Annotated in this window: 10 protein-coding genes; 7 read left to right on the top strand and 3 right to left on the bottom strand. The window is 59.1% G+C overall.

Going from position 1 to position 13,700, the window contains the following annotated elements; genetic code table 11:
• Positions 1-181: 181 nt before the first annotated feature.
• The 3 genes from VH599_01670 to VH599_01680 all read right to left on the bottom strand — a co-directional run bounded on the left by VH599_01670 (position 182) and on the right by VH599_01680 (position 2,220).
• Positions 182-1,059, bottom strand: a protein-coding gene (locus tag VH599_01670; protein ID HEY7346998.1) for an IS5 family transposase whose coding sequence is annotated in 2 segments (ribosomal slippage) — positions 182-786 and positions 786-1,059 — 879 coding nt in all. Because the reading frame shifts where the segments join, the coding sequence is not laid out codon by codon here.
• 176 nt (positions 1,060-1,235) lie between these two features.
• Positions 1,236-1,853 carry an IS630 family transposase gene (locus VH599_01675; GenBank protein ID HEY7346999.1) on the bottom strand — a complete coding sequence of 206 codons (618 nt, stop codon included), beginning with the start codon at positions 1,851-1,853 and terminating at the stop codon, positions 1,236-1,238.
• Positions 1,828-2,220 carry a helix-turn-helix domain-containing protein gene (locus VH599_01680; protein ID HEY7347000.1) on the bottom strand — a complete coding sequence of 131 codons (393 nt, stop codon included), beginning with the start codon at positions 2,218-2,220 and terminating at the stop codon, positions 1,828-1,830. The genes VH599_01675 and VH599_01680 overlap by 26 nt, the downstream gene beginning before the upstream one ends.
• A 759-nt stretch (positions 2,221-2,979) precedes the next feature.
• Between VH599_01680 and VH599_01685 the strand changes: the two genes are divergently transcribed.
• The 7 genes from VH599_01685 (at position 2,980) to VH599_01715 (ending at position 13,367) form a co-directional block, all read left to right on the top strand.
• Complete coding sequence (locus tag VH599_01685; GenBank protein HEY7347001.1) at positions 2,980-6,093, top strand: PAS domain S-box protein; 3,114 nt, start codon at positions 2,980-2,982, stop codon at positions 6,091-6,093.
• A gap of 149 nt (positions 6,094-6,242) precedes the next feature.
• Complete coding sequence (locus VH599_01690) at positions 6,243-9,452, top strand: adenylate/guanylate cyclase domain-containing protein (protein ID HEY7347002.1); 3,210 nt, start codon at positions 6,243-6,245, stop codon at positions 9,450-9,452.
• Between the two features lie 136 nt (positions 9,453-9,588).
• Entirely contained in the window at positions 9,589-9,819 is a 231-nt protein-coding gene (locus tag VH599_01695; protein HEY7347003.1) for a hypothetical protein, read from the top strand.
• Positions 9,820-9,851: 32 nt separating this feature from the next.
• Complete coding sequence (locus tag VH599_01700; GenBank protein HEY7347004.1) at positions 9,852-11,405, top strand: hypothetical protein; 1,554 nt, start codon at positions 9,852-9,854, stop codon at positions 11,403-11,405.
• Positions 11,406-11,411: 6 nt separating this feature from the next.
• Positions 11,412-12,314 carry a hypothetical protein gene (locus tag VH599_01705; GenBank protein ID HEY7347005.1) on the top strand — a complete coding sequence of 301 codons (903 nt, stop codon included), beginning with the start codon at positions 11,412-11,414 and terminating at the stop codon, positions 12,312-12,314.
• Between the two features lie 10 nt (positions 12,315-12,324).
• A complete protein-coding gene (locus VH599_01710) occupies positions 12,325-12,723 on the top strand; it encodes a Mov34/MPN/PAD-1 family protein (protein ID HEY7347006.1) in 399 nt (132 codons plus the stop codon).
• Positions 12,724-12,725: 2 nt separating this feature from the next.
• Complete coding sequence (locus tag VH599_01715) at positions 12,726-13,367, top strand: ThiF family adenylyltransferase (protein ID HEY7347007.1); 642 nt, start codon at positions 12,726-12,728, stop codon at positions 13,365-13,367.
• Positions 13,368-13,700 lie beyond the last annotated feature (333 nt).

Raw genomic sequence — 13,700 nt, forward strand, 5'->3', positions numbered from 1 at the left:
AACAGCGACTTGTGTCAAGGAGGTGATACAGATAACCACGGGGAGGATATCCCTTGAAGGCGAAGCATTATCTGCTCCCGAGAACATGCCGCGATTCGAGGAGCTCAAAAGGAGTTTAGCGATTCATGCAGAGATCAGTAAGAACACTTAGAGCGGGACGCCAAAGCCTTCCAGCCTGAGTTCAGGCAACACGGCGATAATGGAAGGCAGGCTGCACCTGCTCGTGTGCCAAGCGTTTGAGCATCATTCGAATCATTGCCAGGTAGATCATCGCCTCACTGCTTTCCAGCCTAAACTCATAATCCTTACTCATCCGCCGGTTGCGCCCGATCCAAGCGATTGTCCGTTCTATCACCCAGCGCCTCTTCTTATGGCGCACTTTCTTCGGGGGCCGTAGCGCCGCCCAATCGATTACCTGGCCTGGTGCCACCCAGACGCCGCGGATTGGCGGCGGGTGCTTGAGGACCTCCAGCGTCCAGCCCAAGGTTTCCTTGATCCAGTCTGCCAACTTCCCCGAATACCCCTGGTCCGCCCACAGCTTCTCCAGCCGTGGATAGACCGCTCGCAGGGAGGCCAGGACCAGCTTAGCGCCTTCTCGGTCCTGCAGATTGGCCGGATGGACCACCACTTTCAAGAGCAGGCCCAGCGTATCGACCAGCAGGTGGCGCTTGCGCCCGGAGAGCTTCTTCGCCCCATCGTAGCCGTGTGGCCCGCCACGCTCAGTGGTCTTGACCGACTGGCTGTCGATGCTGGCCGCGCTGGGTGTGGGCTGCCATCCAGCCTGCCCCGTACCCGTTCGCGCAGCGTCGTGTGGATGCGCTCCCAAGTGCCATCCAGGCGCCACTTGCGAAAATAGGCATAGACGGTGGACCACGGGCCGTAGTCGCGCGGCAGCATCCGCCACTGGCAGCCGCTCCGCAGCAGGTAGAAGATCCCATTCAAGATGACCCGCAAGTTGACCGTGCGAGGGCGCCCGCCTGGCTTGGCTGGAGGCAGCATCGGCGCCAGGATGGACCATTCTTGGTTGCTCAGCTCCGAGGGGTAGAAGGCAGCAGCCATGAAACACCTCCGTGCGTTGGTGATGCGTCCTACCCTACCTCATCTCTTCAGGCTTGGCTAGTCCCTTCCCTATGAATGTTGCTCTCCCCCTTTTTCGCAAGGTTGCTGTTTACGCCAGCCCAGGCTGGGAGGCTTCGCGTACAGCCTCTACAGCGGGACGCTGAAGGATTGAGCCATCACGCAGGCACTGCATCAGCTCTCTCCTTGCCTGGCTTCTGCGACAGATAGCCACAGTGCCAAAACCAGCCATGCGCATCCTGCACCGTGATCTGCTCCAGCGCTTGGGCGATCGCCTCCTCCAGCGCCTCGCGGGTGCGCGCTGCCAGTCGCCGCAGCCAGGTTTTCAGCTTGGAGAACGCTTCCTCGATCGGCGTCAGATCTGGTGAATAGGCAGGCAAGAACAGCACTTGGCAGCCTCTGGCCTCGATCATTTGGCGCACTCGCTCCCCTTTATGGACACTCAAGTTGTCTAGGACCACCACCTGCCCTGGCCTCAGGCTCGGGGCCAGCACCTGTTCAACATAGGTCTCAAAGGCCAGGGTATCAACGGCCCCTTCCAGAATGAAGAGGGCCTGGACCCCTTCGAGCGTCAGTCCAGCGATCAGCATGGTGTTCTTCCCCCAGTTGCGTGGCACCACCCCATAGGCCCGTTGCCCACGCGGCGCTCGCGCATAGAGCGCCGTCAATGCAATCGTGCTGCCACATTCATCGATAAAGAGCAGGTCGTTGATCGGCAGGTGGCCCTTCAGCTCACGCCAGGCCGCGCGGTCAGATTCGCTTCGTTCGGCGGCCACCACCGATTTTTTTCCAGGTCCAGCCCAGCCGGTCAATGGCGCGACGCATGGTATCCCAGCTGACCCGCTGGCCATGGGTGGCGTCGTATAGGCGGCAGTGCTCAGCCAAGGTGACATCCCGATGGGCTGCGAGTTGTCCAGGCAATTCGGCCTCCAAGGCGGCGTGTTGCTTGGGTGGGCGGCCAGGAATGGGTTTGGCGGTCACCTGCCCGGTTTCGCGGCGTTGTTTCAGATACCGCTTGATGGTCGCAACGGACACCTGGAAGGCGGCGGCAATCTCAGCCTGGCGATGGCCTTGATCCACCGCACGCACGATCCGTTGGCGCAAATCGTCAGAATACGCTCTCATGCCTCCAGCATACCACATCGCTCAACTCTTTTGCGTACCGCTGTAGGCTTCTGCCCCAGGCATCAACAGGCTGGGCAGTTGACTCAACTGCGCTGTCGCCAATTTGGGTGTCGGGGCTTTGGCGAGGTAGCATCGCAGTTCCTTCAAGGCCGCGCGCCGGAGCCATTGACCAACGTCCTCAGGAGTCACGCCGAGTGCCGCGACGGTGCCCCATTGCTTCCAGCCCTGCTGTTGCAGCTCCCAGGCTCCCGCCGTCGGCCTTCGAGCCAATCCAGCTGTGTTTTTTGGGTATTCATACCTCTTGGTTTGCATGTTTGGGGTCTTACATAGAGATCAGTAGGTCGCGGCCTCTATTATGCTGGCGCATCCGAATATCCTGCGGTGGTGTTGCAGACGCCTCTCGTGAATCTGATAGCCATCGTGGCAATGTTTGTCGTCTTCCTGATCGTGGATACATTCCTCTTTGTGCGCAACGAACGCAACACGTGAGAAGTTGCCAGAAAGAAGCGCGCTTCTTTCTGGCGACAGTTATTACCACGGCTGGAGATTCTGAGAGCGACTGAAAAAGAGCCTCGTCTCTTCCCTACAGCCTTCTGCCCATCTTGCTATCTCTGCTCTCACTGCTGTATAATCTTGTGTCAATCAAGAGTCATCTATTTAGGGTCGGTCCCCTGGTATTCAACCAACCTCTCTTAGCGCTTCAGTACTGAAACGCTTTCCGATTGATTTCACACCACAATAGCCAGCGCTCAAACAATGCCTTGAATGGAGGTATCCTTGAATACCCACCGTGAGCGCCCATCCAGCAACGCGTGCCAGCGCCCTCTCGCTAAGGCGTCTCCGCCAGCGCCCTATCGCCTGATCAGACTGAGCAACCAGGGGCTACGAGCCTGGCTGGCTCTCCGGCTCTGGCTCCTGGCGAATACCTTTGCCCCTCAGTGGATGCCAAAACGATGGCATCATCCGCTGCTGGGCTATCTGGCGGCTGTGTTGCTTGAGTTGGCTGCCGCCAGTCTGACACTCCTGTCAGTTTACCACCTGCCTATCTTTGCCATACAAGGGACGCTGATGATCCTGGGGATCATCCTGTGCGCGCACATCTGGGGCAAAGGGCCAGGTTTCTTTGCGACCCTCGTAGGGGCGGCGCTATTGGAGTTTGTCGTGTTGCCCTCCTATTTCCCCTGGTTTCTCAATGATGTCTCCGATAGGCTCAGCGTGACCATGTTCTTGCTCGTTGGCGTCAGTATCAGCCTAGTCGCCAACCAGAGTGGATGGACACGCCAGCAGGCAGAAGAGATGACCCGCTCGCTCAGAGAGGCACACGCCAGAGCTGAACGAGAGCGCCTACGCCTGCGCTCGCTCTTGGAAGTCCTGCCTGCGGCTGTGGGGATGATGGACACTCAGGGGCGCATGGTGGAAACCAACCTGGCAAATAAGACTCTCTGGGGGGGAAACGCGCCGCGCCCTGGCGAGATGGCGCAGGTTCAGAAGTGGCGTGGCCGATGGCCTGACACCGGCAAGCCTCTTGCCCCCGAAGAGTGGGCGATCACGCGCGCATTCATCAAAGGCGAGACTACCATCAACCAAGAAGTGGAAGTGGAGTTCCCTGAGGGACAGCGCAAAGTGATCCTCGATTCTGGAGTTCCGATCCGCGAGGAGCAGGGGAGAATTATTGGCGGGGCAGCTATACACCAGGACATTACCGAGCGCAAGCGGCTGGAGGAAGCACTGCGCGCGTCCGAGCGCAGGGCGGCGAACCATGCCAGCGAACTCGAAGTGATCTTCGCAGCCATGACCGACGGTGTGTTTGTCTACGACGCGGAAGGTCGCATCTTGCGCCACAATACAGCCGCCCGCCAGATCTTTGGGTTCGATGCTCAGCCTGACGTTGTCTCCCTGCCTTTTAATGCGCGAGCCTCTCGCTATGCCCCGCTTGATGAGCACGGCCAGTCCTTCCCTATAGAGCACCTGGCCCTGAATCGTATCCTACGGGGCGAAGTTCTCACCAGCAGCCATGCCGCTGACGAACACCATCATACGCTCGATGGGCGCAAACTGTCGATTAGTATCACCGGAGCGCCACTCCACGATGCCGGGGGTGCCCTAACTGGCGCCGTCGCCATTGTGCGCGATGTTACCGAGCGACGCCAATTGGAGCGAGAGGTGGCTGAGCGTGCCGCCCAACTCGAAGCCATCTTCGAGAGCATTGCTGATGGGTTGATCGTCACTGATTGCCAGGGCCGAGTGCTGCACATGAATCAGGCCATTAGAACGCTGCTTGGAATTGAGCAGGATCTCAGGGGTTTCACAATGTCCCAGATCGAAGAGATCGCGGAGTATTCGGTGTGCAATGCCCAGGGGCAGCCCCTTACCGATGCAGAACGGCCCATCAGCCGCTATCTCCAGGGTGAGGTCTTAACCAGACAGCAAAGCGTCGATCTCATCCTCCACACGCGCGCCGGACGCGAGATTGGCGTCAACGTCGGTGGCGCACCCATTCGTGATGAAACAGGACATATCCTCGGTGCCGTCGAAGTGATTCGTGACGTGACCGAACATCGACGGTTGGAGCAGCACACCCATCATACACTGAACGCGCTGCTGGCGATGGCCGAAGCTCTGGTGCAGGCGCCCAATCAGACGCCTGCTGCGCCTGAGGATACCGCGCCACGTGATCCGCCCGTAGCGCGGCGTTTGGCAGAGTTGACACGCAGCGTCCTGGGGTGCCAGTACGTCAGCATGGCCGCAGTCGAGCCAGGAACCGAGACGCTGACACCGCTCACCGTCGTGGGCCTCTCGCCAGAAGACGAGCAGCAGTGGTGGGCCAGTTGGAACCCGCAGCCCTACGTCGGTGATGGCCTTCAACTTGGCGCTCTTGCTGCGCCGTGTACGGACAAGTCGGTTCTGCTCGAAAGGGCACAACCACCACTGCCCATCTGTCAGTATGTCACGCCGGAACACAAATCAATCATAGTACCAATGCGGGTGGGTGAGACTCTGGTAGGCGTGCTGCGACTGGATGATGGAGCGCAGGAGGATAATTATACCTGTCCGAACAGGCAGGCGCTCATCAGAGCAGTTGCCCGACTCGGCGCATTGGTGGTGGAGCGCGAGCGGCTGCTGCGTGAACGAGCGGAGGCGCGAGCAAGCGAACTCGCCCTGAGGGAGACCAATGCACATATGGATGCGTTCCTGGGCATGGCCGGACACGAACTCAAAACCCCGCTGACCAGTGTCAAGCTTGCACTGCAACTGGCAGAGCGCCGCATCCATCGCCTCGTCCAATGCGAGAAAGCTGAAGGCGCCGACTTGGCCCCATTTCTGGAACAGGTGGCGCGCGCCGAACACCAGACCGACCGCCTGGATCGGCTGGTAAACGATCTGCTCGACGTGTCGCGCGTCCGAGCAGGGAAACTGGAACTCCACCCCGAACCTGCCGATCTCGCGGCCATCATCCGCGAAGCAGTAGAGGAACAGCGTCAAGCCGCCTCGGACCGCAGGCTCTCCCTTCAACTCTCCGCTGATCAGCATATCCTGGTCACGGCTGATACGGACCGCATCGGGCAGGTCGTAACCAACTATCTAACCAACGCGCTGAAATATTCGCCAGTGGATCGCCCTATCCATGTCGGCCTGGCAATGGACGGCCAGCATGCGCGCGTCTGGGTACGCGACGAGGGACCAGGGCTGCCTGCTGAGGAACAGGAACACATCTGGGAGCGATTCCATCGGGTCAAGGGGATCGAGGTCCAGAGCGGCAGCGGCGCCGGATTGGGATTAGGATTACATATTTGCCAGACTATCGTTGAACGTCATCAAGGGCAAGTGGGCGTCGAGAGCGCCCCTGGACAGGGGTCCACCTTCTGGTTCACCCTGCCACTCGCCAGCTAGATGTTCGGCAAAGGCAGGCGCGCTTGACCATCCCGCTCTTGCCGCCCGAAGCCTCTGTTGTTTTGCCAGGTTTCTTGCTATAATGCCTTGGGAGAGACCAGGGGAAGGTCGCTGGGAACATCAGCATAGCAAAGAAGAGCGAGCAACAGATGCCCGAAGAACGTAAACTGGTGACTATTCTATTCGCAGATGTCACTGGCTCAACCAGCCTGGGAGAATCCCTAGACCCCGAAGATTTTCGCGCCTTGATGGGCCGCTACTATGAGCACGCGCGGGAGATCATCAGCCGCCATAGCGGCACGCTGGAGAAATTCATCGGCGATGCGGTGATGGCGGTTTTTGGTCTTCCAGCGGCGCATGAAGACGATGCCGAGCGCGCCCTGGCAGCGGCTCTAGCCTTGCGCGAAGTCATCAGACAGGATGCGTTGCTGGGCGAGTCCTTCCAGTTGCGCATGGGCGTCAATACGGGCGAGGTCATGGCGACAACTGATGCCTCGCGCAGCGACTTTCTGGTCACTGGCGATGCGGTCAATGCAGCCGCGCGCTTGCAGCAGAACGCCAATCCTGGCGAAATCATCGCCAGCGAGCGCACCGCGCAGGCCGCGCGCATGGCTTTTGTGTTCGAGGAGCCGCGCGAGATCCAGGTGAAAGGCAAGCAGCTTCCTCTGCGCGTTTTTCCACTCAAGGAAAAGCGCACAGTGCGCCTGGTGGAGCGACCACCACTGGTTGGGCGCAAGCAAGACCTCTTGCAGTTGGAGATTCTCCGCGAACACGCGCTGGAGGACGAGCGCCCACAGTTTGCCTCGATTATCGCCCCCGCCGGGACAGGCAAGACGCGCCTGCTGGAAGAATTTTTGAGCCGACTCGATCCAGAGGAGGGCTTCCAGGTTGCCGCCGCACGCTGCCAGCCGTATGGCGAGACGATGGCTTATCTGCCGCTGCAAAGTCTCTTGCAAGAACTGTTGGGCGCAGAAGTGAGCAGAGAACGCGCAGTTGACAGCTTTACCCAGGGCGGCTACCGGGCTGACGACTCCGCTCGGCTGGCCGGGCATGTGCTGGCGACCCTGGGCCGTGAAGGTGAAAGCGGCGCAAGCGCCGACCGCGAACTGATCTTTAGCGCGTGGCGGCTGCTCATTGAAGCACTTGCCCGGCAGGCGCCACGCATCATTATCATCGAAAACCTACATTGGGCAAGCGATAGCCTGCTTGATCTGGTCGAACACATCTCCTCGCTGCGCACTCAAGTCTCGCTCCTCCTGATTGTCCTCAGTCGTCCTGAACTGCTGGACCGGCGACCCAACTGGGGTGGGGGCCGCCAGAACTTTACCTCGCTCGCCCTCCAGCCTCTTTCGGCCAAACGCAGCCGCGAACTGGTCAAGCGCCTGGCCCCCGATCTGCCCGAAGCAGTGAGCGCGAAAATTGCCGAAAGCTGCGGAGGCAACCCCTTCTTCGCCCAGGAATTAGTCCGTGGCCTCGCCGAACGTGGTCTGGTCGGCACAGCAGCGACCACCGACGCTCTGCCTGATACCGTACACGCAGCAGTGCTGGCCCGCCTGGACCTGCTCTCGAAAGCCGAGCGCGAAGTCTTGCAGGTCGCCTCGGTGGCTGGCCGCTCTTTCACGCCAACACTGGTCAAGAGCGTTTTGCCCACCTTGAGCGCCGATGAGATCGAAGCCGCGCTCAACGGCTTGCTGGCCCGCGATATGGTTGCCACCGCCGCTGGCGGGGTGTTCACTTTCCATCATGGGCTGATGCTTGATGTGACCTACGGCACGCTCTCTCGTGCCGAACGCATTCGCCTGCACAAAGCCATCGCTGCCTCTCTGCTGGAAGAAGCGAACGATCACCTCGACGAATGTGTGGAACTCCTGGCCTATCACTACCATAAAGCTGTGGAATTGTCGCGTCTCTCGGCAGTTCCACAGAAGCTTGAGGTCGAAACCGAGCGCGCCATTAAATTTCAAGTACGGGCCGGTGAACTGGCGAGTCGTGCGGGCGCCTTTGGCGAGGCGCTGGCGTATTTCGAGCATGCCCTTCAACTGGCCGGGGATGCGGAAAAGATAACGCTTTATGAGCAGTTGGGCGATAGCCTGGCTATCCCGTGGAAAATAAAAATCCACGAGGCGTATCAGCGCGCGCTTGATCTCTGGCGCGCCTTGCCGGACCGCCAGCCCCTGGCGGGAGCGCGCCTGATTCGCAAATTGTTGATTACGAAGATGCGCTGGCATGTTGCAGACTCACTCTCGAAAGAGGAGGCCGAAGCACTCTGGCAAGAGGGAATACAACTGGCTGAGCTGGCTGGGGACGAGGAGGAACTCTGGCGAGTACGCACAGCCCCACTGTTTATGCAGGATGATTTCAGGGAACTGGGGGTTGAGGAGATGCGCCAGAGCAAACAGGTACAGGCGCTTAAGCAAGTCGCAGTTGAGGCAGCCGACCATTTTGAGCAACGCCAGGATTGGAATGCTTTGAGCGAGATTCTGGATGGCTATTCCGTACTCCAGTTCCGTTCTGGTGAGAACACTGAGGCGCGGAATACTATTGAGCGCCGTTTACAACTGGCGAACCTCTCTTTTAGCGAACGCGCTGATGCCATCTCGTCGTTTAATGCGATTGCCCTCCTCAGTGGAGACTATGATGCAGGCATTCAGATGATGATAAAGACCCTGGAAAGCCTGCATCCAGGGGAACCCTTAGAAGCGTTTGCGCATGCGCTGAATGGGCCAATCTGGTCGCTGTATTTCACCGCGCGCTGGTCTGAGGCTCCTAGATTTCGCCAGGCATTAGATGAGATATGGAGGCATACTCACGACATCGAGGGGGACCAGAGGGTACTCCTGGGAAGCTATTTAGCTTTGCTCGTCATGGCGCTCGCTCGTGAGGATCAGGCAGAGATTAAGACTATCGAGGAAATCTTGCGTCAGATACAGCCAGATTGGCGTGATGTCCCTGTGTTACCCTTCGTAGCCTTTTATCGTGATGGAGATTTCAGTCAGTTTCAAGTGAGCAGCCGTGGCGACGACCTTGCCGGCGCGTTGATAATGCTTTTCACCGAGCATGAACAAAATCCGCCAGATGAGGTGCTGAAGCAGGGGGACTACTTCGCAGACGACCTGACACTGCGAGCCTCCGCTATAGCCAGCGCGCTGCGCGCCAACGAGAACGCAGCCCTGGCGCAAGCTATAGACGAAGCCGAGGCTCATCAACTGATCGTCCATGCCGCGCGCATGCGTATCATCCTGGCTAAACACACCGGCGATCTTAGCCAGTTGGAGCGTTCCCGCGTTGTGCTGGAACCCCTGGAGGATCGCCTTTTCCTGCACAAACTGCGCGAGGTCGAGCAAATGCTGCTTTCGTAGAAAAGCCTCGCTGAATCTATATCACCTGACCAGCCCATCGTGTCTTGTAGAAACCTGATGTTATGTTAGGTTTCGCTGTATCGAGCGTGAGGGCAAAGGCTTTCACGCTCGTTGTCTTTTTCAGGAGGAATCCGACATGGCCGAGCGTATTGAACATCTCAACTCGATGGTCCATATCCGCTTTCAGGGTCAGAGTTGGCATATTGAAGCGCGCGAGCTTGGCATCAGCCCCAACGCCAGCGATGAGGAGGTAAAGCGGGCGCTAGCGCAGCATTTCGAGGTATCGGTAGCCAAATTTGCGGCCTATGTAGTCGAGCGCCATGAGAACGGCAACATGACTGTTCGCCCGGAGGCTGTTTTTGGCTAGCGGGCTGGCGCAGGAAGTGTAGGAAAATCACGATGAGCGAGAATGACACCCGTCTGACATTACTCAACACACTCCTGACGACACCGCATCGGAATCTGAGGGCAATTTACCCGATCCACAAGGAGATGATCGAGCAAGACCCACGCTTCTATGTGCAGGTGGCTGCCTGGTACGCTGATCATGGTGATGTGCGCGATCACAAGGAGATGTTCGTCATCAACCTGGGCCTCTCGCAGTTTGAGGGACACCGCGATGTCGGGCTGGCCTTGCTGCGCGACCTGCCGCCCTATGAAGTGGCCCGCGTGGTGGACTTCATCAAGGGGCAGGAGGTAACGCTCCAGCCGCCCAAAGAGCAGCGCAAGCCCGGCAAAAAAGCCGCCAGAGCAAAGGCGCAGCAGGCCAGCCAGGAGAAGCCGGAGAAGAAAGCGCCACAGAAAGAGAAAGTGGGCCTTTTTGTCAACGTGCCGCGCTCCATGCGCACCGAGATTCAGCGCTATCTACGCGAGCGCGAGCGCGACTGGCGCCGCCTCGATAGCGCGCTGCTGCATGGGCGCGCAGCGATGAAGCGGCTCTATGCCGGGCTGCACATTCAGCCGTCGGAGCGCAGCCAGGCGATTCTCTTTGCCAATCAGCCGCCGGAAGAGAGCATGCAGTACGCCGTCAAGCAGATCGCCAGGGCGACAAATCCAGCGGATCAGGCGCGCGCCATCGCCGAACACCGCATTCCCTACCGGGTTGCGGCTTCGCTCATTCGTGAGATGACACCTATGGTCCTGGCTGCCCTGATCGATGTAATGACGCCGCAAGAAGTCATCAATAACATGGCGTCGCTCAAGAAGCATGGCGCATTTGAGAACGAGGATGTCAAGAAACTCGTCGAAAGCAAGCTGGATGCAGCCAGGAAGGATAAGCGCGTCTCAGCCTATAAGGCCAAGGTGGCGATTGAGGCGGCAGGCGTCTCCGGCGAGCTTGCTGAAAAGCTGGACGAGATTACCGAGACGCAGGTGAAGGCCAAAGGGCGCATCAAGCGGCCCACAGTTTTATTGCTCGACAAGTCTGGCAGCATGCAAATCGCCCTTGACGTGGGCCGCCAGCTTGGCGCGATGATCTCGGCCATCTGCGAAAGCGACTTCTTTGCCTATGCCTTCGACAGCATGCCCTATCCTATCGAAGTGAAAGGGCAATCGCTGGCCGATTGGGAAAAAGCGCTGGCGGGCATTCACGCAGGCGGCTCAACCTCTTGCGGCGTGGCGCTAGAGTGGATGCGCAAGCAAAAGCAGCGCGTCGAGCAGATCATCATGGTGACAGATGAAGGCGAGAACCACGCGCCGCTGTTCAAGGACGCTTACACCGCCTATGCAGAGGAGCTTGCCACACGCCCGGATGTCATCTTTGTAAAGGTGGGCCAGGCAAGCAATCACCTGGAGCGTGTGTGCGCCCAGATGGGCATCTCGCCCAGCGCCTTTGAGTTCAAGGGCGACTACTACGCGCTCACCAACCTGATCCCGCTGCTGACCCGACCATCCATGCTGGACCTGTTGATGGAAATCATGGCCTACCCGCTGCCCAAACGAAAGGTGGGCTAGTCTTGTATGGGCATCAAAGACCTGCTGAATAAGCTGGAGGCCGCAGAGCAAGATTTCCTGGCCTCGGAGGTGCTCGCCCCGGTGCTGCCTGGGCAGGCGGTGACGGTGCGCATCACGGGTATCGTTTGCCGATTGCATGTGGACAACCAGCGTTTCGAGGGCTGGGCCATCATGCGACCGCTCTCCACGAGTCAGGCGCGCATCGTCCGTCCTGCTCGTCTGGCAGAGGTTTCAGCCTTTCTTAAGCTCTTCCCGGCAACACGCCTGATCGCTGTGCTGCGCGAAGGCCGTCGCTGGCATGGCCTGGCAGCACAGAAAGGCGATACACGCTTTCGCATTGATCGCCCGATGCCTGCCCTGCTGGCAGAGGAAAGTATCCAACCGTTCGAGACCCTGCTCGTGCGCTTCGATGGCCGCTTCTTCTGGTACGAGCGGCGTGATCCACGCCGCAATCCCGCCCTGGCCGCCTATCTACGCCAGGCGCTGAACGATAGAGTCGCGCCGGGCGACTTGCACAAATCAGGGCTGTCGGCGGAAGAGCGAGCGGCCTATACCTGGGCGTGGGGTCTGCTCGAAGAGGTTCGAAAAAGCGCCGTAGAGCAGCGCCTGGCCGATGCCCTGATGCACGCTGGTGGGCAATTGGAGGCGTTTACCGAGCGCGACGAAGCCTATACAATCACCTACGAGGTTGATGGCTCACGCCACGTCAGCACAGTACGTAAAAACGACCTGACGGTACTCACGGCTGGCATTTGTCTCTCCGGGCAGGATCAGCGATTCGATCTGACCAGCCTGGTTGGCGTGGTACGCGAGGCGGCTGCGCGTAGAGGCATCGTCAGGGTTGGCGATGACGGCATAGACGAAGAAGCGTACTGGCGCGTTCATCCAGCCCCCGAAGGCGAGGGTTAAACACACGCTTATGGATGTGTTTCTGGAAGAAGCAGCTATTCTGACGGGGAGTCGGCGCGGGCGCGTCTGGCTGACGCGCAGGTGCCACCCGGCCCAGGGCGCGCCCATGTCGGTTGAGGCCGACTGGCGCTGGGCGCTGCGGCGCGAAGAACGCTATGGCGACGTGATCGGTTTCTATCATACGCATCCGTTCACGGCGGGCGCGTCTCCCAGCGAGCGCGACGTGCGAACGATGCGCGCCTGGTGCGGGGCTTTTGGCAAGCCGATGCTCTGCGTAATTGCCTGTGGCACGCAGGCACAGACAACGCTGTTCGCCAATGACGAGGACGAGGGGCAAGTCTTGACCATTACGGAATGTTTTGCAGGCGGCCTGATCGTCGCGGTAGAGGAGATAGCAGAGGAGACCTGAGTATGGCGGATAAGTTCCTACACGAATCGCTTTACCGGGGCCAGGAGGCGCTTGATCGACTGGCGCAGGCGCAGATTACCGTTTGTGGCGCCGGGGCGCTTGGTTCACATCTGATCGATACCCTGGCGCGCCAGGGCGCGCGGCGTCTGAGGATCATTGACCAGGATCGTGTGGAAGAGCATAACATCGGCACACAGATGTACGATGAAGGGGATATTGGCGCTTTCAAGGCCGAGGTGATGCGGGCGCGCTGCTTTCGCGCCACCGGCATCGAGTTTGAGGCGGTGGCAAAGCCGTTGTCGGAGCGTAATATTGCCAGGCTTCTGCGCGAAGCCAGCCTGGTCATAGACAGCTTTGATAACTCCGCATCCCGGCGGCTAGTCACGGAGCATTGCCGCTCACAAAATCTGGCTTGCCTGCACCTGGGAATGAACGCTGATTATGGCGAAGTCAAGTGGAACGAAACCTATCGCGTACCCGCTGATGTCCTTGAAGGCAACGCCTGCGAATATCCCCTGGCGCGCAACCTCATCCTCATCATAGTTGCCATCGGCAGCGAGGCTGCGCTCCGCTTTCTGCTGGATGGGCAAAAAGAAAGCTATTCCTTTACCTTGCGCGATCTTTCAGTAAATCGAGAATCCTGACCGCGAGGGTTCATCGGGCGGACAAAGTTCAGCCCTGTACAAGTGCCAGAAGCGGTTGTTTGTGCCTTTCGGCCATCCCTCTGTACAAGAGAAGTGAGGAGTCGAACCTCGACGCTTTGCAGCGTTACCAGTTTGTACGCTTCCGCTGTCAGGGTACAGGGCTGAGGTTTGTCACTATCAAGAGCGTGCCAGAAGCTCGCGTGTTCATTGGAAGAAATCAGGCGTGCAAGTTCCAAAAGCAGTATTTACCGCTCTGCCATTGAGCTACGGGCGCATAATGGAGCGCCCGGTGGGACTCGAACCCACAACCTGTCGGTTAGAAGCCGATTGTAT

This window comes from Ktedonobacterales bacterium (assembly GCA_036557285.1).
Classification (GTDB): Bacteria; Chloroflexota; Ktedonobacteria; order Ktedonobacterales; family DATBGS01; genus DATBHW01.